Annotated in this window: 18 protein-coding genes; 6 read left to right on the forward strand and 12 right to left on the reverse strand. The window is 73.2% G+C overall.

Annotated elements, in window-relative coordinates; all coding sequences use genetic code 11:
- Positions 1-31: 31 nt before the first annotated feature.
- The gene (locus tag ACQUQD_RS37225; protein WP_428956624.1) at positions 32-973 is read right to left on the reverse strand and encodes an oxidoreductase; all 942 of its coding nucleotides are present in this window, start codon (positions 971-973) and stop codon (positions 32-34) included.
- An 81-nt stretch (positions 974-1,054) separates the two neighbouring features.
- On the opposite strand from ACQUQD_RS37225, the gene ACQUQD_RS37230 reads away from it, so the two are divergent.
- A complete protein-coding gene (locus ACQUQD_RS37230; protein WP_428956625.1) occupies positions 1,055-1,669 on the forward strand; it encodes a TetR family transcriptional regulator in 615 nt (204 codons plus the stop codon).
- On the opposite strand, the gene ACQUQD_RS37235 is transcribed toward ACQUQD_RS37230, so the two are convergent.
- The 6 genes from ACQUQD_RS37235 to ACQUQD_RS37260 form a co-directional block, all read right to left on the reverse strand.
- The gene (locus tag ACQUQD_RS37235; RefSeq protein WP_428956626.1) at positions 1,670-2,674 is read right to left on the reverse strand and encodes a twin-arginine translocation signal domain-containing protein; all 1,005 of its coding nucleotides are present in this window, start codon (positions 2,672-2,674) and stop codon (positions 1,670-1,672) included. It abuts the gene before it with no gap.
- 36 nt (positions 2,675-2,710) lie between these two features.
- Positions 2,711-3,997, reverse strand: coding sequence for a transporter (locus ACQUQD_RS37240; protein WP_428956627.1), 1,287 nt, complete (start codon positions 3,995-3,997; stop codon positions 2,711-2,713).
- Between the two features lie 2 nt (positions 3,998-3,999).
- Positions 4,000-4,551: a hypothetical protein gene (locus tag ACQUQD_RS37245; protein ID WP_428956628.1), complete on the reverse strand. Its 552-nt coding sequence runs from the start codon at positions 4,549-4,551 to the stop codon at positions 4,000-4,002.
- The gene (locus ACQUQD_RS37250) at positions 4,548-6,680 is read right to left on the reverse strand and encodes a hydantoinase/oxoprolinase family protein (RefSeq protein ID WP_428956629.1); all 2,133 of its coding nucleotides are present in this window, start codon (positions 6,678-6,680) and stop codon (positions 4,548-4,550) included. The genes ACQUQD_RS37245 and ACQUQD_RS37250 overlap by 4 nt, the downstream gene beginning before the upstream one ends.
- An 83-nt stretch (positions 6,681-6,763) precedes the next feature.
- Positions 6,764-8,362, reverse strand: coding sequence for an FAD-dependent oxidoreductase (locus ACQUQD_RS37255; protein WP_428956630.1), 1,599 nt, complete (start codon positions 8,360-8,362; stop codon positions 6,764-6,766).
- A gap of 62 nt (positions 8,363-8,424) precedes the next feature.
- Positions 8,425-9,444, reverse strand: a complete 1,020-nt coding sequence (locus ACQUQD_RS37260) for a LacI family DNA-binding transcriptional regulator (RefSeq protein WP_428957748.1) — start codon at positions 9,442-9,444, stop codon at positions 8,425-8,427.
- A gap of 286 nt (positions 9,445-9,730) precedes the next feature.
- On the opposite strand from ACQUQD_RS37260, the gene ACQUQD_RS37265 reads away from it, so the two are divergent.
- Positions 9,731-10,525: a VOC family protein gene (locus ACQUQD_RS37265; RefSeq protein WP_428956631.1), complete on the forward strand. Its 795-nt coding sequence runs from the start codon at positions 9,731-9,733 to the stop codon at positions 10,523-10,525.
- 3 nt (positions 10,526-10,528) lie between these two features.
- On the opposite strand, the gene def is transcribed toward ACQUQD_RS37265, so the two are convergent.
- A complete protein-coding gene (gene def, locus ACQUQD_RS37270; RefSeq protein ID WP_428956632.1) occupies positions 10,529-11,176 on the reverse strand; it encodes a peptide deformylase in 648 nt (215 codons plus the stop codon).
- 211 nt (positions 11,177-11,387) lie between these two features.
- Here def and ACQUQD_RS37275 point away from each other — a divergent pair, with 211 nt between their 5' ends.
- Positions 11,388-12,134, forward strand: a complete 747-nt coding sequence (locus tag ACQUQD_RS37275) for a GNAT family N-acetyltransferase (RefSeq protein WP_428956633.1) — start codon at positions 11,388-11,390, stop codon at positions 12,132-12,134.
- A 3-nt stretch (positions 12,135-12,137) separates the two neighbouring features.
- On the opposite strand, the gene ACQUQD_RS37280 is transcribed toward ACQUQD_RS37275, so the two are convergent.
- Entirely contained in the window at positions 12,138-12,587 is a 450-nt protein-coding gene (locus ACQUQD_RS37280) for a MarR family winged helix-turn-helix transcriptional regulator (protein WP_428956634.1), read from the reverse strand.
- Between the two features lie 92 nt (positions 12,588-12,679).
- Between ACQUQD_RS37280 and ACQUQD_RS37285 the strand changes: the two genes are divergently transcribed.
- The 3 genes from ACQUQD_RS37285 (at position 12,680) to ACQUQD_RS37295 (ending at position 15,686) form a co-directional block, all read left to right on the forward strand.
- Positions 12,680-12,949 carry a hypothetical protein gene (locus tag ACQUQD_RS37285; protein WP_428956635.1) on the forward strand — a complete coding sequence of 90 codons (270 nt, stop codon included), beginning with the start codon at positions 12,680-12,682 and terminating at the stop codon, positions 12,947-12,949.
- Positions 12,950-13,062: 113 nt separating this feature from the next.
- Positions 13,063-15,078, forward strand: coding sequence for an FAD-dependent oxidoreductase (locus ACQUQD_RS37290; RefSeq protein WP_428956636.1), 2,016 nt, complete (start codon positions 13,063-13,065; stop codon positions 15,076-15,078).
- A 62-nt stretch (positions 15,079-15,140) separates the two neighbouring features.
- On the forward strand, positions 15,141-15,686 hold the full coding sequence (locus tag ACQUQD_RS37295) for a PadR family transcriptional regulator (protein WP_428956637.1): 546 nt from the start codon (positions 15,141-15,143) through the stop codon (positions 15,684-15,686).
- Between the two features lie 13 nt (positions 15,687-15,699).
- Here ACQUQD_RS37295 and ACQUQD_RS37300 read toward each other — a convergent pair whose 3' ends face one another.
- The 3 genes from ACQUQD_RS37300 to ACQUQD_RS37310 all read right to left on the reverse strand — a co-directional run bounded on the left by ACQUQD_RS37300 (position 15,700) and on the right by ACQUQD_RS37310 (position 18,599).
- Positions 15,700-16,800 carry a Gfo/Idh/MocA family protein gene (locus ACQUQD_RS37300; RefSeq protein ID WP_428956639.1) on the reverse strand — a complete coding sequence of 367 codons (1,101 nt, stop codon included), beginning with the start codon at positions 16,798-16,800 and terminating at the stop codon, positions 15,700-15,702.
- Between the two features lie 144 nt (positions 16,801-16,944).
- Positions 16,945-17,442, reverse strand: a complete 498-nt coding sequence (locus ACQUQD_RS37305) for a hypothetical protein (protein WP_428956641.1) — start codon at positions 17,440-17,442, stop codon at positions 16,945-16,947.
- A 161-nt stretch (positions 17,443-17,603) separates the two neighbouring features.
- The gene (locus ACQUQD_RS37310) at positions 17,604-18,599 is read right to left on the reverse strand and encodes a fibronectin type III domain-containing protein (protein WP_428956642.1); all 996 of its coding nucleotides are present in this window, start codon (positions 18,597-18,599) and stop codon (positions 17,604-17,606) included.
- Between the last annotated feature and the right edge of the window lie 22 nt (positions 18,600-18,621).

Here is an 18,621-nt window from a genome sequence, read left to right on the forward strand (position 1 = left end):
CGCGGACGGGGCTCCAAGGGCCGCCTGCCCCTCACGATGCGGCGGCCTCCCGCAGCGGGAAGCTCACCCCGGTCAGCGCCTGCGACACCTCCCACAGTCGCCGCCCCGCCGCGGCGTCGGCGGCCCCAGGCGCCGGCTCCACCCGGGTCGGCGCACCCCGCATCTCGCCCCGGCCGTCGGGACCGATGAACTCCCCGCCCCGGACGCCGGGTTCGGTCGCCGCGTACAGCTGCGGCAGGGCGCCGCGGTCCGCCGACTGGGCCAGCGGCCTGGCCAGATGTCCGAAGACCAGCCGCGGCACGCGGACCGTGCCGTTCGTCTGCAAACCGGTCGCGCTGTAGCCGGGATGCGCGAGCACGCTGCGCACAGGAGCGCCGGCCGCGGTGAGGCGCCGGTGCAGCTCCAGGCCGAACAAGGCATTGGCCAGCTTCGACCGGCGGTAGAACTCCATCGGCACGTAGCCGCGTTCACCCGTCAGGTCGTCGAAGTCGATCCGCCCCTTGCGGTGTTCGAGCGAGCTGACCGTCACCACCCGTGGATCCGGCGCCTGCGCCAGCAAGTCGAGCAGCAGCCCGGTGAGCGCGAAGTGCCCGAGATGGTTCGTCGCGAACTGCAGCTCGTGCCCCTGCGGGCTGAGAGTGCGGGGCGGCGCCATCACTCCTGCGTTGTTGACGAGTACGTCGACGCGCGGATGACCGGCGCGCAGCCCGTCGGCGAAGGCGTGGACCGAGTCGAGATCGGCGAGGTCGAGCCGGCGCACCTCCAGCCGCGCGTCCGGCTGCCCGGCGGTGATCGACGAGGCGGCCGCACGGCCCTTGTCCGGATCACGCACGGCCAGGACGACGTGCGCGCCCCGGCGGGCGAGGGCGCGGGCGGTCACGAGCCCGAGACCGCTGCCTGCCCCCGTCACGACGACCACGCGCTGCGACTGGTCGGGAATTCGATCGGCATTCCAAGGCTGTCGCTGTGTCATGTGACACAGGCTGACCGCAATGGCACTTGGTGTCAAGGTGCGCCCAAGTGTCATCGAGGGCATGGCGTGTAGGCTGGGAGTGTGAGTACGCGATCCGACCTGAGCCTGGCCCAGCGCAAGCGGCAGTTCGTCTCCGACGAACTGACCGAGGCGGCGCTGCAGTTGCTCGCCCTCAAGGGCTTCGACGCGGTGACCGTCGACGAGATCGTCGCGGCCGCCGGAGTCTCGAAGCGGACGTTCTTCCGCTACTTCGCGTCCAAGGAGGACGTCGTCGTCCAGTTCCTGGCCGACATGGGCGCGGACATGCGCGCCGCTCTCGCGGGCCGCCCGGCCGACGAGGCGCCGGCCGTGGCCCTGTTGCACGCGGTCCGGGTGCCCGTCACCACCTGCGCCGCTGATTCCGAACGGGCGCTGCGCGTGGTCCAGTTGATCCTGCGCACCCCGGCCCTGCACGCCCGTTTCCTGGAGCGCCAGGTCCAGTGGCGTGACGACCTCGCCGAGGAACTCGCGTCCCGCGTCGGCCTGGACGCCGAGGCCGACCTCTACCCGCGCATCGCCGCGGGCGCCGCGCTGACCGCCTTCCACGTCGTGCTGCAACGCTGGAGCGCGAGCGACGCGGCCCAGGACCCGGTCGCCCTGCTCGACCGGGCCTTCGCCGTCGTCGCCCGCGCTCTGGAGGTCCGAGAAGGGATCTGATTAGCCCCGGGCCACCGCGATCGCCCCCGCGAGCCGCTCGCCCGCCTCGTACACCATGTACGGCACCCCGCCCTGCGTACCGAAGGACGGCGCCGCCGACCGGCCGTTCTCGGGGGCTCCGGAGCGCGAGTCGTAGAAGACGCCCAGGTGCTTGCGGAGCGAGAAGTCCGCGCCCACCTCGGTGATCATGAGGTCGCCGCCGCTCTCCTTGTCCTTGTTGTAGACCACGTACGCGGACCCGTCGCGGGTGAGCAGATGCGGGCCGCCGACGTTCACCGCACCGACGTCGGAGTGGCGCACCAGCGGCGTCTGGTCGAAGGTCCAGGTCCGGCCGTCGGGCGACCAGCCCCAGCAGATGTCACGGTGGTTGGTGGTGTTGTTCAGCATGAACAGCATCACGTAGTGCGCGCCGCGGGCCGGCAGATCGTGCCGGAAGACCCGGGCGTACGACGTCTCCGTCGTGCCCGACGGCATCATCGACGTCGACAGGACGACCTTGTCGTAGGTGAAGTGGACACCGTCCTTCGAACGGGCCAGCCGGGTCGTGGTGTTCTCGCCGTGGAAGTACAGCCAGAACTCCTTCGCGTCCGCGTTCCACAGCACGTGCGGCGACGACACATGGCTGACCGAGTAGTGCGGGTCCCACTTGTTCGACACGATCGGGTTCGCCGGATACTCCGTGAACGGGCCTTCCAGAGAGTCGCCGTACGCGAGGCAGATGCCGCCCGGAGCGTCGTGCGGCGCGTAGTAGAGGTAGTAACGGCCCAGTGGGGAGGCCAGCTTGTCGTACACGCCGCGCACGGTCGGGAAGATGATCTCGCCGGTCGGGTTGTACGTGAGCTGGGACGGGGTCAGCAGTGTGCGGACGTAGGTGTAGTCGGGGAAACCGCCGGGCGCGGCCGACGCGGACCGCGTCGACAGACCGCCCAGGGCGAGCGCGGCGCCGGTGACGGCGGTGGTGCGCAGGAACGTACGACGGTCCGGGCCGGACTGCGGCTCATGCATGATCGGCTCCTGAAGTCGGTTGTTTTCGGGGCTGGTTCACAGGTAGGTGGCCGCGGTGACACACAGGCCGCCGAGCGCCACCGCCCACACGTAGGGCAGCGTCCTGACCATCACCTGCTGGGGTGAGACACCCGCGTACTGGGCGCTCCACACCGTCTGGGTGCTGGTCGGGTCGGCGACGCCGAAGACCTGGTTGTACGAGGTGGCCATGCCGAGGACGGCGACGGCCGGGTAGATGCCGGTGGCGATCAGGACGCCCGCGATGCCGGCGCCGAGACCGAAGACGTTCAGCGGCCCGCGGTACAGGCACAAGGGCACCAGCAGCGTGAAGACCAGCACGAACAGCACGGCGTTCTGCGGACTGACCGCCTTGACGAGCGGCTCCAGCGCGTCGACCGCGCCGGGCAGCTTCACCGCGGCGAGCAGGATCCCGATCGCCACGAACAACGTGATGGGCGGCGCCGCGACCTCGAAGCCCCCGTACAGCGTGCGCAGCAGCCGGCGGTTCATGTCGCGCGGCCGCGTCGTCGTCACCAGCGCGTACAGCACACCCGCCAACAGCGAGGGGATGATGGCCAGTTCGAACCCCAGGGCCAGGACCAGCGGCACCACCGGCGTCAGCAGCGCGTACCACGGGGCGTCACCGAGGAGCCGGCGGCGGTCGCGCGAAGTCGGTCTGTCCTGGAGCGACTTGAGCGACCACGTGTGCTCCACGCCCCGGCGCCGCGACTCCACCAGCACATACGCGACCGCGGCGACCAGCGCGAACGGGAACAGCTTGACCATGAAGCCGCGCACCGTGTCCACCGGCAGTTCCAGCGCCGTGGAGAAGAACTGCCACACCGGCAGCTCGAACGGGATGCCCACCGCGATGCCCATCAGGATCGTGCCCGCCGCCGTCACCTTCGGAATGCCCACCGCGATCATCGCCGGGATGCCGATGAGCCCGGCCAGCATCGCCGCCGGCGCCGAACCCGTCACCGTGCCGACCAGCGCGGACACCGCGAGCACGCCGAGCGCGACGAACACCGGCCGGTCGCCGCCGAACTCCACGATCTTGCGGACCAGCGTGCCCGCGATGCCGGTCTCCTCCAGGAGCTTGCCGAGCCACGACCCGAGCAGGATCGCGATCATCGTCGCGGCCAGCGCGGGCGCGCCCTCCTGCAGCACCGTGTCCAGCACACTGTTCTTGCCGGTCAGCGGCGCACCCGAGACGAACGCGATGACCACGGCCAGCAGCACCAGCGCGAACGCGGTGGGCAGCTTGCGGCTGAGCATGGCGGCGACTCCCGCCGCCATGACGAGCAGAATGACGACACCCATGGTCACTTCTCGCTTTCGGGATACGCGGCGGCGGCCAGCGCCTCCGTGAGCAGCAGGGGACTGCGGCCCAGGCCGCAGGCGGCGCGGGCGTAGGCGTGCGCCGCGAGTTCGTCGGCGCCCGCGACGTGCGCGTACACGCGGCGCCGCCCGACACGCAGCGCCGTGTGACCGAGGGCCCGTTTGAAATCGGCCCGGACGCGCGCGTGATGGAGCCAGGCGTGCGCCTGCTCGTGCGCGAGCGCCGCCGCCCGCACCGACCCCGCGGGGAACCAGTGCCGCCAGCCCCGCTCGTCGACGAGCCGTTCGGCGCGGGCGACCGTGTCGACGTACACCTCGACGACCGCCGGCCTCGACCGGTACCGCGCCAGCAGCCCGACGGCGAGCCCGTCGTCCCGCTCGACGACCCGCACGGTCACCGGATCGGGCGTCATGACGGCACCGAACTCCGCCGCAGCCACTGCCCATTGACGTAGCGTCAGAAGATCGCGGCCCTCGTGCGTGGGCGTGCCCGCGAGCAGCCGCACCGCGAGGTCCAGGTCGTGGTCGCCGCTCATGTGCGGGACTCCACGACCGCGACCACCGGCTCGTCGCCGCCGCGCGAGCGCAGCTCACTGCGCGCGAGGGCCAGCAGCGCCTCCGGATCCAGCACGCCGGACAGATCCGCGATCCGTCCGCCCACCAGCAGCCGCACCGCGGGCGCCCGCACACCGCCGTCGCCGTACGACGTGGCGTCCCGCACCAGCGACGCGAGCGTCTCCCCGGCCGCGCCCACCGTCGTCGCCTCGACCCGCGCGTCGGACACACCGAGCCGCACCACGCCGTCGGCGTCCACGACCCGGACCGGCTGCCGGTCGGCGCGCAGCCTGCGCCGCACCTCCGTGCCGTACACGGTGTACGCGCCGGTGCCGGCCAGCACCCGCACCCGCGCCTCCTGCGCCTTCAGGCTCGCGGCGGCCGCCCGCAGCCGCTCCGCGTCGTCGGCGCGGTGCGCCCGGTCCTGGGTGCGCAGTTCCGTCGCGCCGGTGGCGACGGCCCGCACCGTGCTGGTCTGCGGGTCGACCGTCACCTCCACCTCGACCCCGTCGGCGGCGGCGCCCTGTGCGACGACGGCCCGCTCGGCCTCGGCGCGCACCGCCAGGATCTGCTCCTGGGTGGCCCCGGGCACGATCCGCTCGACCTGCTCCCGGACCAGCGCGAGGGCCACGCCGACCGGGCTGATCACCTCGCTGTGCCGGGCGATCCGCCCTTCGAGACCGGCGTCCGCCGCCAGGTGCGGGGTCACGGAGGCCGCGCCACCGCCCCCGCCCACCAGCACGGCGGTGTCCCGGTCGAGCCGGTAGTCCCGGATCATCGCGTCCACGACCGTCTTCACCTGCGCGGTCCCCGCGTCCAGGACGGCCCGCGCCGCACCGGCCACATCCGAGCCGAGAGCGGCCGCCACCGGGGCGAGCGCGGCCCGCGCCACCTCCTGGTCGCAGCGCGCGAAGTCGCCTTCCGGGACCCGGCCCAGTGCGTTGGCCGCACAGGTCATCGTCACCGCGAACCGGCCGCCCGCGGCGTCGAGGACCAGATAGTCGTCCGGATCCCCGTCCATCGGCCGCACCGTGGCGACCGTCGCGTCCCGCAGGTCGTCGAGCGCGGCGAAACAGGCGTACGGCAGACCCGCGATGTGCGCGCTGCGCGGCCCGACACCGACCACCCGGCCCCCGGCGACCCGCACCATCGACCCGCCGCCGACACCGACGGTGCGCACATCCAGGGCGTTGAGGTAGGACTCCTTGCCGAGGATCGTCGCGTGCCGCACGGCCACCTTGCCGCGCCGCACCACGCTGATGTCCGTGGACGTGCCGCCCGTCTCCAGGAACACCCCCTCGCTGATCCGCTCCTGCATCAGCGCCCCGGCGACCCCCGCCGCCGGACCGGAGAGGACCGTGAGAAGGGGCCGGCGGCGCATCTCGTCCAGCGACATCACGCCGCCGTCGCAGCGCATCACCATCAGGGGCGCCGTCACCCCGGCCTTGGTGATCGACGCGTCGACGAGGTCGGCCGTCGCCAGCATCCGCGGCAGGATCGCCGCGTTCAGCACGGCCGTCCGGGTCCGCTTGTGCAGCCCGTAGAGCGAGGTGATCTCGTGCGCCGCCGCCAGGGGCAGCCCCGTGGGCCGCGCCGCGTCCAGCACGGCCTGCTCGCCCTCGGGCCGGTCCACTCCGAACGGCTCGGTGGCGACGACGACTTGAGCCCCCTCCGCCCGGACGCGGGCGACGGCGGCCCGCACGCCGTCGGCGTCGAACGGGTCGGCCACATGCTCGTACGCCAGCGGGAGGCGCTTTCCCGGGGTGAGTTCGAGCCTGCCGAGCGCGGCGAGCCGGCGGGTGAACACCGCCCCCGCCCCGCCGCCGACGCCGATCAGCCCGACCTTGGCCACGTCGCCCTCCAGCAGGGCGTTGGTGGCCTGGGTCGTGCCGTGCGCCAGGAACGTGACGTCGGCCGGGGTCCGGCCGACCTGCTCCAGGAGCCGTTCGAGCGCCGCGACGATGCCGTGCGCGACACCGTCCTCGTGGTGATGGGTCGTGGGTACTTTCACCTGGCCCACCAGGGCGAGCGTCGTGGCGTCCACCGCCACGGCGTCCGTGAACGTGCCGCCCACGTCGATGCCGACGCGGATGCGACGGTCAGGGGTCATGTCAGGGCACCTCCTTGTGCGTTGACGTGCGTACGTTGCTGAAGGCGTGGGGGGGGGAGGGGAGTGAGGGGGAGCGGGCGGTGTCAGTAGCCGCGGACGTCGGGCCAGTGCCGCTGCACGCCCGCCCGGTCCAGGACCCGCCCGAACTCCTCGACGTGCTTGTCCTCGGCCTGCACCTGCTGCGGCTCCAGGCCCTCGGCGAGACAGTGCGCCGCGAGGGCGCCGGCGACCTCGCCGATGTTCCACTCGACGGGGTGCAGCCGGTAGCAGCCGTTGGTGATGTGGGTGGTGCCGATGTTCTTGCCGGCCGGCAGCAGATTGCGCACCCGCCGCGGCACGAGCGCGCCCAGCGGGATCTCGAACGGCACCGAACCGATGTCGATGTACGTGTCGCCCCCGGTCGAGGGGTGCAGATCGATCCGGTAGCCGCCGACACCGACCGAGTCGCGGTAGTGCTTCGTGCCGTACGGGCCGACGACGTCGATGGCGACGTCCTGCTCGACGACGGTCGTCACCGCCTTGATCCGCCGCGACTCGCGCACGTACGCCGACTTGGCGAGACCGTCCGCGGTGCCGGTGACATCGGGCCGGATGCGCAGTCCGGGGAAGCCGGTGCCGCCGTCGGCGCGCGGGGCCTCGGTCTGCAACCAGTACAGAACGGACAGCGACAACTGCCGTGCCTCGCGCAGCGCTTCCGCCTCCTGGCCGATGTACGGCTTCAACCAGTAGTCGTTCAAAGGCCAGTTGACGAGCGTGATGTCCGAGTCGAAGGCGCCGGGCCGGTGCATCCCCCGGGCCAGGATCCGGCGGAACCCCCACAGTTCCTTGTCCCCGGCGTCCGCGCTCTGGTCGGCGCTGACCGCGAGCGGGTCGAGGTCCGGGTTCGGCACGAACGTGCGGGGCACCGGCTCCAGGGTCCGCGGGTCCGGCGCCTGGAACCCCAGCAGCGGACCGGGCCAGAAGCCGGGCCGGTAGGAGCGCCAGAAGTCGTACGTCTCGGGCCGGTCGACCGTGTGGTCCTCGCCCTCGTGGTGCGAGAGCGCGAAGCACACCGTGATGCCCTGCTGGTTGTCCGGCTGCGCCTCGGCGGGCGCGTGCGGCTCCCCGAACTCGCTCTGCGCCTCGGCGCCGTTGGCGTGTTCCACGGCCGCGAGCTCGAGGAGTTCACCGGTCTCCGTGGCGTCGACGACATACGGCGCGGCGAACGTCCGCAGCGTGCCCGTCCGCAGATCGCGTACCGTCACCGCCGTGATGACATCGTTGTCCGCCTCGGCGGACACGGCCCGGTGCTCGGTCAGGACCGTCAGCAGCCCGGACGCCCGGTGCGGCGCCAGCATGCCCTCCAGCACGGCGAGGGCGACGCGCGGCTCGTGGCACAGCTTGCTGACGCGCCCCGCGCCGGGGTTGAGGTACGTGAGCCCGAGCGCCTCGCTCCGCATCGGGTACCACTGCCGGTAGTACGAGCGGATGCCCTCGCGCAGCGCCCGGTACGTCGCCGTCGTGCCGAACTCCTCCACCCAGGGATGCTCGTCCGGCGGCACGGCCTGCGCCGTGAGCTGACCGCCGATCCAGTCGGTCTCCTCGGTCATCACCACACGCCGTCCCGCACGGCAGGCGGCGAGCGCGGCGGCGACTCCGCCGAGGCCGCCACCGACGATCAGGATGTCCGGTTGGGGTATCACTGCGCTCCTTGTGATCGTGCTTGAACTGGCTTGCGTAGGCGATGAGTCGGCGATGCGCGGGGTCAGGCGCGGGCGGCTCCCGCGGTCTGCCCGGCCCGGAACTCGCAGGCCACCAGCGGCTCGTGGGCCTCCTCACCGGCCACCAGCGCGGCGAGCAGCCGCACGGCCGCGGCGCCGAGGCGGTGCCGCGGGATGTCGAAGCCCATCGGCACCGGCTCCCCGGCAAGATCCGCGGGCGGACTGCCCAGCAGCCCGAGGGAGACGTCCCGCGGGCAGGAGAGCCCGGCCTCCCGGACGGCCGTGCTCAGTGCCCGCCACGCGGCCCCGGTGTCGGTCTCCTCGGCCACGAACGCCGTCACCCCGTCGGCGACGAGCGCACGCACCCGCTCCGCCGTGATCTCGCGCGCCGGATCGGCGCAGCGCAGCACCGCGTCCGGCCCGTCCGCGACGCCCGCCGCCGCGAGCCCGTCGAGGAAACCCCGCTGACGGTCCGACGACGCGGGTGCGTCGTCGTCCTCACGGACGAGGACGATCCGGCGATGCCCCGCGCCGGCCAGATGCGCGACGACTTCACAGCTCGCGCTCACGTAGTCGGCGCCGACCCAGGCGAGCCCCTCCAGCTCCTCGCGGCGGCCCAGGTGGACGACCGGGAACCCGTCGGCGACGAGCCGCTTCAGATCGGCGCGCGGCACGTGCCGTCCGAGGAAGAGGCAGCCGTCGGCGAGCCGCACGCGGCTCAGTGCGTCCGGGCCCGCGGCCCCCGCGCCGCCCCTGCTGGATCCGGTGAACAGCACCAGGTCGTAGCCGCGCGCGGCCGCCTCCTGCTCCACGCCCACCAGGAACGGGTAGTAGGAGTGCTGCACGTCGGTCGGGAAGGTCGCGGTGAAGCTGAAGACGCCGAGCAGGTTGTTGCGGGCGGCGGCCAGCCGCCGGGCGGCCGGGTCCGGGACGTAGCCGAGGCTGCGGGCCGCGTCGAGGACCCGCTGCCGGGTCTCGTCGGAGATCGTGGGCCCCTTGCCGTCGCCGCGCGCCGAAAGGACCAGGGACACGGTCGCCTGGGACACCCCGGCGAGCCGGGCCACCTCGGCCTGCCTCGGCCGCGACGTACGGCCCGCGGGGGCCGCCGTCCGCCCGGGCTTCGCCCGCTTCCTCGGTTGCTCCACGCCTGCCGCTCCCTCGCTCGCACTCATCGTTAATGCGCATTACTAATGCGCATTAACGAGCACTGTGGGGGCGGCCCCGGAGCCGCGTCAAGGGTCGCGTCAGGAATTTCCGTCCGGATGGCGCGGCGCGCGCCGTCGGCCTAGCGTGGAAGTGCCGCCGCCGGGGCCGCCATGCCCGGCGGCCCCGACGGAAGGGTCTCGCGTCATGCCCGCACAGCCCGAAGGCGCGCCCGTCTGGGCCGACGCCATGTTCCCGGACCTGGAGGCCGCGAAGGCCTTCTACACCGAACTGTTCGGCTGGTCCTACGACCCGGGGGCCGAGGAGTTCGGCAACTACACGCAGGCGAAGACCGCGGACGGCAAGCACGTCGCCGCGCTGTCGCCGCAGATGCCGGGCATGGAGGGGATTCCGGCCGCCTGGAACCTGTACTTCGCCACGTCGGACATCGCGGCCGCCGCCGAGAAGGTCAAGAGCGCGGGCGGCACCCTGGCGATGGAGCCGATGCAGGTCGGCGACTTCGGCACGATGGTCACCGCCCAGGACCCCGCCGGCTGCTGGTTCAGCCTCTGGCAGCCCGGCTCGCACGAGGGCTTCGAGAAGGTCAACGAGCCCGGCGCGTTCTGCTGGGCCGAGGTCAACTCCCGTGACGCGGCGAAGACCGACGCCTTCTTCACGTCCGTCTTCCCGTACGAAGTGAAGAAGATGGCGGACGAGCACGTCGACTTCAACGTCTGGCAGCTCGGCGGCCAGCCGTCCTTGGGCCGCATGCAGATGACGGACGACTTCCCGGAGCACGTGCCGTCGTACGTGAACGTGTACTTCGCCGTCGAGGACTGCGACGCGGCTGTCGCCACCGTCCAACGCCTCGGCGGGAAGCTGCACTTCGGCCCGATGGACAGCCCCTTCGGCCGGTTCGCGGCGGTCGGTGACCCGCAGGGCGCCGCGTTCTCCGTCATCGACCTCGGCTCGACCAAGGGCGAGATGCCGCAGCTGGACTGACGGTCAGTCGGATCCGGGGAGCGTGAACCCCAGCTGCCGGGCGGCGGCCCGAGGTGTGGGCTGGGCCCAGCGCTCCACCGCCGCCTGCGTCCCGGTGGACGCCAGGGAGCGCAGTTCGGCGCGGTCCAGATACAGCGTGCCGTCGAGGTGGTCCGTCTCGTGCTGGACGATCCGCGCGGGCCAGCCGCTGAACTCCTCGTCCACCGCGCGCCCCCGCTCGTCGAGGGCGCGCAGGCGCACCCGCTCGTGCCGGGCGACCACGGCCTGGTAGCCCGGCACGCTCAGGCAGCCCTCGAAGAAGGCCGCGCGGCGCTCGCCCACGGCCTCGTACGACGGATTGACCAGCACCCGGAACGGCTGCGGGACGCGGCCGCGCGCGGTGGCCACATCCTCCGGCACGGTCGCCGGGTCCTCGATGACCGCCAGCCGCAGCGGCAGCCCGATCTGCGGCGCGGCCAGGCCCACGCCGGGCGCCGCGTGCATCGTGGCGCGCATCGCCTCGACGAGCCGCGCCAGCAGGGCGTCGGAGAGCTGCCCGTCCCACGGCTCGGCGGGCCGGCGCAGGACGGGATCGCCCGCGGCGACGATCGGCAGCACGGTCGCGTCGGCGAGCAGCGCCTCGACGTGTTCACTCAATGGCGTGGACGGCATCGCGCCAGCATGCCAACCACGATCACCGCTCGGCAACGCGGGAACCGTACGGGCGCATTGCGTTCGCATGAACACGTTGCGACCTCGTGAACACTCCGTGTGCTGGGGAATGCGAGGCCCTGACCTGGGGGTTCGATGGTGTGGCGGCCATGGTCGGCATGGTGCGCCGGGCAGCGCAGCCCACGAGCCGAGCCACGAGAGAAGGGTCCGGATGACGCAGACGGAGACGTACGAAGGGCATGCGTCGGTGCCCGCCCCCGGCGGGACCGCGCATCCGCTCGACAACCCGGCGTACGCCGCGCTGACCGGACCGCACGCCCCCCTCGCCGAGCGGCGCGGCCGGGTGCTGCGCTACCCCCGCGACGTCTCGCCCTGGCTGGCGCTGCCCGACGACCCGGGCCCGCAGGACTGGGCCGACCTCGCCGCGCTGGCCGGGCCCGGCGCCGAGGTGCCGCTGCCGGGCACGACCCGCGCCCTGCCGGACGGCTGGGAGCTGACGCAGGACATCGCGGGCGTGCAGTTGGTCGACGAGAGCGTGGCCGCGGCGCACGACCCCGAGGCGGCCCTGCTGACCCCGGCCGACGTGCCGGAGATGCTCGACCTCGTGGCCCGCACCCGGCCCGGCCCGTTCCTGCCGCGCACCATCGAGCTCGGCACGTACCTCGGCATCCGGCGCGGGGGCGTCCTCGTCGCGATGGCGGGGGAGCGGCTGCACCCGCCGGGCTGGACCGAGATCAGCGCCGTGTGCACCGATGCCGGCCACCGCGGCCAGGGCCTCGCCGGGCGGCTCGTGCGGGCCGTCGCGGCCGGGATCCGGGAGCGCGGCGAGACCCCGTTCCTGCACACCGGCGCGGGCAACGCGAACGCGATCCGGCTGTACGAGTCCCTCGGCTTCCGGCTGCGCCGCACGACCCGCTTCCGCGCGGCCAGAGCGCCCGAACTCCTGCTGAACGCCTAGGAGTCAGCCCTCGTGCGCCGCCTCGTTGTAGCGCTCCAGGTATGCGGCGAAGCGGGCCAGGTCCTGTGCGGACCAGTCCGCGAGCCGCTCCCCGAAGATCTGCCGGCGGCTGACGGTCACCTGCGCGAGGATCTCCGCTCCCGCCGGGGTGGGGAGCAGGACCTGGACGCGGTGGTCGTCCGGATCGACGCGCCGCGTCACGAGACCGGCCCGCTCCAGGGCGCCGACCTGCCGGCTGACCGTGGACTTGTCCAGGGCGTAGTGCGCGGCGAGGTCGGTGGCACGGCAGCCGCCCTGCTCGTCGAGATGGCTGAGCAGGGTGAACGAGACGAGCGACAGCTCGGGGTGCATCCGGGCCGCCGTCGCCCTGGCGCGGCGGGCGAAGGACGTCAGCTCGCGCTGGATGGTCTCCACGGCCGCCTCGCGGTCGGCCGGACGGTCGGGGTCTGCCACGTGCGGGTTCCTTTCCGAAGCGCTCGTTGCACTCTACAACCGAGAAGCGGTACGGCGGGCGGGGGCGTGCGCCGCGCACTAGCCTCCGGAGCATGAGTCATTCGCCGGAAGTGCCCGACCGCTACACCGTCGTCCTCAAACCCCGGCTGACCGACGCCGAGGGCCGCACCGATCACGGCAACCCCCTGCGGTCCGTGCCGGTGACCGCCACCGGCGGCACGGGGGAGTCCGGCTATCCCCGCTACGAGGGCGAGGGGGTGCAGGCCGACATCGACCCGCGCACCCGCACCGTCGAGGCGCTGACCGTCGACGGCGAGGAGCTGCCGTACGGGTGGGTGGCCGAGGTCGCCGACGAGGGTTAGAAGGGTCCGGTAAGGCTTGCCTTGCGTGGCGCAGCTCTCTTTTGCAACTTGTTGCAAAAGGGGTTCGGGGTCGTCTACAACAGTGACGACGTTCGCCGCGCACGGAGGGCCCCATGAGCCGTTACCCGCACCTGCTCGCCCCGCTCGACCTGGGGTTCACGACCCTGCCCAACCGCGTCCTGATGGGCTCGATGCACGTGGGCCTGGAGGAGGCGGAGAACGGCTTCGCGCGGATGGCCGAGTTCTACGCGACCCGCGCCCGCGGCGGCGTCGGCCTCATGGTCACCGGCGGCATCGCCCCGAACGAGGCCGGGCGCCCCTGGGGCGGCGGCGCCAAGCTGACCACCGAGGCGGAGGCCGAGCAGCACCGCGAGGTCACCGACGCGGTGCACGCGGCGGGCGGCAAGATCGCCATGCAGATCCTGCACTTCGGCCGCTACGCCTACCACGAGGACCTGGTCGCGCCGAGCCCGATCCAGGCGCCCATCAGCCCGTTCGTCCCGAACGAGCTGAGCGACGCCGACGTCGAGCAGACCATCGAGGACTTCGCCCGCGCCGCCGAACTCGCCAAGTCGGCGGGCTACGACGGCGTCGAGGTCATGGGCTCCGAGGGCTACCTCATCAACGAGTTCATCGTCGCCCACACCAACCGGCGCACCGACCGCTGGGGCGGCTCGTACGAGAACCGCATCTGCTTCCCCGTGGAGATCGTGCGGCGCGTCCGCGAGCGCGTCGGCCCCGACTTCATCCTCATCTACCGCCTGTCCATGCTGGACCTGGTGCCCGGCGGCTCCACGCTGGAGGAGGTCGTGCACCTCGCCAAGGAGATCGAGGCGGCCGGCGCGACCCTCATCAACACCGGCATCGGCTGGCACGAGGCCCGTATCCCGACCATCGCGACGTCGGTGCCGCGCGGCGCGTACACCTGGGTCACCAAGAAGGTCATGGGCGAGGTGTCCGTCCCCCTCGTCACCACCAACCGCATCAACACCCCGGAACTCGCCGAGGAACTGCTCGCCGACGGCGCCGCCGACATGGTGTCCCTCGCACGGCCGATGCTCGCCGACCCGGACTTCGTGAACAAGGCCGCCGCCGACCGCTCCGAGGCGATCAACACCTGCATCGGCTGCAACCAGGCCTGCCTCGACCACACCTTCAGCGGCAAGATCACCTCCTGCCTGGTCAACCCGCGCGCCTGCCACGAGACCGAACTCGTCCTGTCGCCCACCAGGACGCGCAAGCGCGTCGCCGTCGTCGGCGCCGGACCGGCCGGCCTCGCCTGCGCCGTCTCCGCCGCCGAACGCGGCCACGACGTCACCCTCTTCGACGGCGCCGGGCAGATCGGCGGACAGCTGAACGTCGCCCGCAAGGTGCCCGGCAAGGAGGAGTTCGACGAGACGCTGCGCTACTTCCGTACGCAGCTCGAACTCCACGGCGTCACCGTCGAGCTGAACTCCTACGTGAACGCCGACGAGCTCGCCGCGTACGACGAGGTCGTCGTCGCCACCGGCGTCACCCCCCGCACCCCCGTCATCGACGGCGTCGACCACCCCAGCGTCGTCAGCTACCTCGACGTGCTGCGCGACGGCGCGCCCGTCGGCGACCGCGTCGCCGTCATCGGCGCGGGCGGCATCGGCTTCGACGTCGCCGAGTACCTCACCGACGGCGGCGAGAAGGCGAGCCAGGACCCGGCGACGTACTTCCGCCTGTGGGGCGTCGACATGGACTACGCCGACCGCGGCGGCCTCAAGCGCGCCGAGCGGCCCGCGCCGCCGCGCCAGGTGCACCTCGTCCAGCGCAAGACGTCCAAGGTCGGCGCGGGCCTCGGCAAGACGACCGGCTGGATCCACCGCACCGAGCTGCGCCACCGCGGCGTCACGATGGTCGCGGGCGCCACGTACGACCGGATCGACGACGCGGGCCTGCACATCACCGTCGACGGCGAGCCGGCGCTGATCCCCGTCGACACGGTCGTCCTGTGCGCGGGCCAGGAACCGCACCGCACGCTCTACGACGACCTGGTCGCCGCCGGACGCACGCCCCACCTGATCGGCGGCGCCGACGTCGCGGCCGAACTGGACGCCAAGCGTGCCATCAAGCAGGGCACCGAGGTCGCGGCGGCCCTCTGAGACCGGGCGGTCACGCGGCCGGGCCCGCCGGCCACGTGACCGCCCTCACCTACTCTGTCGACATGTCACTGCCGCACGCGATCCTGACGGCCCTCCTCGAGAAGCCGTCGTCGGGGCTCGAACTGACCCGCCGCTTCGACAGGTCGATCGGCTACTTCTGGTCGGCCACGCACCAGCAGATCTACCGGGAACTCGGCAAACTGGAGCGCGACGGGCTGATCCGCGCGCTGCCCTCCCCGGTCCCCGCGCGCGGTCAGAAGAAGGAGTACGAGGTGCTGCCCGAGGGCCGCGCCGAACTCGCTCGCTGGACAGCCGCCCCCCAGGACCCCAAGACGCTGCGCGACCCGCTGTTCCTGCGGCTGCGCTCCGCCGCGGTGGTCGGCACGGACGGCATCGACAGCGAGCTGAGCCGTCATCTGGACCTGCACCGGCAGCAGCTGGAGACCTACCGGGACATCGAGAAGCGGGACTTCCCGCCGGAGAAGGACACGACGGCGGACCGGTTGCAGCATGCGGTGCTGCGCGCCGGGATCGACCTGGAGACCTTCTGGGTGGAGTGGCTGGAGAGGACCGTGGCGGAACTGCGCACGGGCCCCGCCGACGACTGAGGAGCGGCAGTGCTCACAGCTCCGCCCCGGCCGGGTCCCAGTCCGCCGGGAGCGGCTCGGGGCGCGTCACCTGCGAAGGGAGCACCGCGAACGCCCCGCGTTCCGCCGAGTCCGTCACCGCCGTCATCGTCTGCAGCACATGCAGCGCCAGCGCCCCCGACGCCCGCGGAGCGGAACCCGTGCGGATCGACCGCGCCAGGTCCACGACGCCGAGACCGCGGCCGTCCGTGCGGCCCCGTACGGGCAGCTCGGTCCAGTCGGACGCGCCGTTGGGGCGCAGCCGCAGCGGGCCGCCGAACGTGTTGGGGTCGGGGACCGACAGCGTGCCCTCCGTGCCGACGACCTCGAAGTGGATGTGCGGGCGCGCCGAGTCCCAGCTGAAGACGGACGTCGCCGTCGGCCCCGCGGCGAAGTCGAGCAGCGCCGAGACGTGCGTGGGGACGGCCACCGGGAACGACCGCCCGGCCGCCGGGCCCGACCCGGCCGACCGCTGTGCGCGGGCCCGCCGCGTCGACGCCGCGACCCGCTCCACCCCGCCGAAGAGCGCCACCAGGGCCGTCAGGTAGTACGGGCCGAGGTCGAACAGCGGCCCCGCGCCCGGCTGGTAGAAGAACGCCGGGTCCGGATGCCACCCCTCGGGACCCAGGCTGCGCAGCGCCGTCGACGCGGCGACCGGCGCCCCGATGTGCCCCGCCGCGACGGCCCGCAGCGCGGACTGCAGCCCCGCCCCGAGGAAGGTGTCCGGCGCGCTGCCCACCAGCAGCCGCCGCTCGGCCGCCTCCGCGAGCAGCTTCTCGGCCTCGCCCGGCAGCAGCGCGATCGGCTTCTCGCCGTACACGTGCTTGCCCGCGCGCACCGCGGCCTCGGCCACCTCGACATGGGCCGCCGGCACCGTCAGATTCACGACGAGCTCGACCTCGGGGACGGCCAGCACGGTGTCCACGTCCCCGGCGACCGGGACGCCGTGGGCGCGCGCGGCGGCCTCCGCGCGGCGTGTGTCGAGATCGGCGACGGCGAGGACGGTGACGTCGGCGAACGCGGACAGCGTCCGCAGGTACTGCTCGCTGATCACGCCCGCCCCGACGACGGCGACCCCCACCGGACCTGAACTCACGCTGCCCCCAAGGACGTTCGCGGACGATCACACGGCTCCGGGGACGGTAAGCCGGGGCGTGCCGCGCCCACAAGAGGGCCGGGCACGGGCGACGGCCGCCACCCGGAGTGCGGGCGGCGGCCGTCGTCGGTCGCGGGGGAGCGGTCAGGTGCGCTGCCCCGTGCCGCGGCGCCGCAGGTACCAGACGCCGCCCACGGCCGCGGCGGCGACCAGCGTCCCGCCCGCGGCGAAGGTGAGCGTCCCGTAGTCCTGCACCGCCCCGCCGAGCCCGCCCCGGACACCGCCGATGGGGCTGGACGTCGCGGAGATGGTCGGGCTCGCCGTGACGGTCACCGACGCGGGACCCACCGTGGAGCCGTCGGCGCAGGCGATCACCACCTGGTACGTGCCCGAGCTGAGGCCCTGCCACGAGGCGGTGCCCGAACTGAGAGGCGTCTGCTTGCCCTGGGCGAAGCTGCCCTGACCGGGTGCCAGGAGCGAGGCGTTGCCGCCGTTCTGGCACGCGGTCGTGGTGGCGGTCACCGTGGAACCGCTGGACCTGACGTCGATCCCGGCGGCGTGCGCCGGGGCCGCAGCCCATGGCACGGCGGCCGCGGCCGCGAGCGTGAGACCGCAGCGAGCGAGAAGCGAAGTGGTGCGCATGATGTCTGCCCTCCGGCGGCACGGGAGGCGGTACGTCCATTGCCCCGCCCGAGTCGGCAAAGCCCGTGCTGCCTGACGCTCACTCAAGGTGCGTACGGCAGCCCCCGCATGCCGACCGCAGCCGGGCAGGTGACGCGTTCCATCGTCCGGCCCACCGGGACCTATCGCCCCGTCGTCACCGTGCGCTCCGGCGAGAACGCGCCCCACGTCCCGTCCGGCAGCTGCGCCCGGAGCTTCACCCGGTGCCGGGCTCCCGCGTCCTCGCCGATGTAGAAGCTGTACTTCGCCGCGTCCGACGGGGCGCTCTCGCCCCACATCACGGTCGTCGCCTGCCGCCCGTCCAGGAACACCTGGTACGCCGGGACCTCGCCCCCGGTGTCCGGCGGCGTCCACGCCAGATCGATGTAGTAGGCGCCGTCCGCTCGCCGTGTCGTCGCGCGGAAGTCGTCCGGCGCGGTCCCGGGTCCCTCGTCCTTGCCCTGCGCCGTGGTCAGCCGCACGGTGTCGCTCGCGGGGGAGACGTTGTCGGCCGCGTCGCGTGCCCGCACGCTGAACGCGTAGGCGGTGCCGGGCCGCAGCCCGGTCAGCAGCGCCCGCGTCTGCGTACCGCCGACGCTGTGGATCTTCGTGGTGCCCTGGTAGACGTCGTACGAGACGACGCCCTTGTCGTCCGTCGCCCGCCGCCAGGTCAGCGACACGGCCCGCGCGCCGTCCGCCTCCCCGCGCAGTCCGCCCGGCCGGGTCGGCGCGGACCGGTCCGCCGTGACGGCGGCCGGGGTGGTGACCGTGACGCGGCGGCTCGCGGGGCCGAGGGTGCCGTCCTTGCCGCGGGCCCGGACCGTGAACACGTAACGGGACTTCGCGCGCAGGCCGGTGACGTCCACCATGTGCTGCTCGGCGGGCAGCTTCCTGACCCGCACCGCACCCCGGTACACCTCGTACGTGGTGATGTCCGCGGTGCTCACCGGGCGGTTCCACATGACGTGCACGGACGTCGCGCTGCCGGCCTGGGCCGTGACGCCGACCGGTTCGGACAGCGCCGGTCCGTCGGACCCGCCGTCTGTGTCCGTCAGCAGACCGCAGCCGGTCAGCGTCGTCAGCAGCGCGGCGGCGCAGGCCGCGCGGGGGAGCAGGGTGCGTGAGGGGACGCGTCGCACGGGCGGGTGCCTTCCGCTCGGA

The organism is Streptomyces sp. cg35 (assembly GCF_050410835.1).
Taxonomy (GTDB): domain Bacteria; phylum Actinomycetota; class Actinomycetes; order Streptomycetales; family Streptomycetaceae; genus Streptomyces.

Excerpts from the sequence above, each read along its gene's own strand:
- ACQUQD_RS37225 (WP_428956624.1), bottom strand. The coding sequence starts at position 973 with ATGACACAGCGACAGCCTTGGAATGCCGATCGAATTCCCGACCAGTCG.
- ACQUQD_RS37275 (WP_428956633.1), top strand. The coding sequence starts at position 11,388 with ATGACGCAGACGGAGACGTACGAAGGGCATGCGTCGGTGCCCGCCCCC.
- ACQUQD_RS37290 (WP_428956636.1), top strand. The coding sequence starts at position 13,063 with ATGAGCCGTTACCCGCACCTGCTCGCCCCGCTCGACCTGGGGTTCACG.
- ACQUQD_RS37285 (WP_428956635.1), top strand. The coding sequence starts at position 12,680 with ATGAGTCATTCGCCGGAAGTGCCCGACCGCTACACCGTCGTCCTCAAA.
- ACQUQD_RS37245 (WP_428956628.1), bottom strand. The coding sequence starts at position 4,551 with ATGAGCGGCGACCACGACCTGGACCTCGCGGTGCGGCTGCTCGCGGGC.
- ACQUQD_RS37240 (WP_428956627.1), bottom strand. The coding sequence starts at position 3,997 with ATGGGTGTCGTCATTCTGCTCGTCATGGCGGCGGGAGTCGCCGCCATG.
- ACQUQD_RS37305 (WP_428956641.1), bottom strand. The coding sequence starts at position 17,442 with ATGCGCACCACTTCGCTTCTCGCTCGCTGCGGTCTCACGCTCGCGGCC.
- ACQUQD_RS37295 (WP_428956637.1), top strand. The coding sequence starts at position 15,141 with ATGTCACTGCCGCACGCGATCCTGACGGCCCTCCTCGAGAAGCCGTCG.
- def (WP_428956632.1), bottom strand. The coding sequence starts at position 11,176 with ATGCCGTCCACGCCATTGAGTGAACACGTCGAGGCGCTGCTCGCCGAC.
- ACQUQD_RS37265 (WP_428956631.1), top strand. The coding sequence starts at position 9,731 with ATGCCCGCACAGCCCGAAGGCGCGCCCGTCTGGGCCGACGCCATGTTC.
- ACQUQD_RS37250 (WP_428956629.1), bottom strand. The coding sequence starts at position 6,680 with ATGACCCCTGACCGTCGCATCCGCGTCGGCATCGACGTGGGCGGCACG.
- ACQUQD_RS37235 (WP_428956626.1), bottom strand. The coding sequence starts at position 2,674 with ATGCATGAGCCGCAGTCCGGCCCGGACCGTCGTACGTTCCTGCGCACC.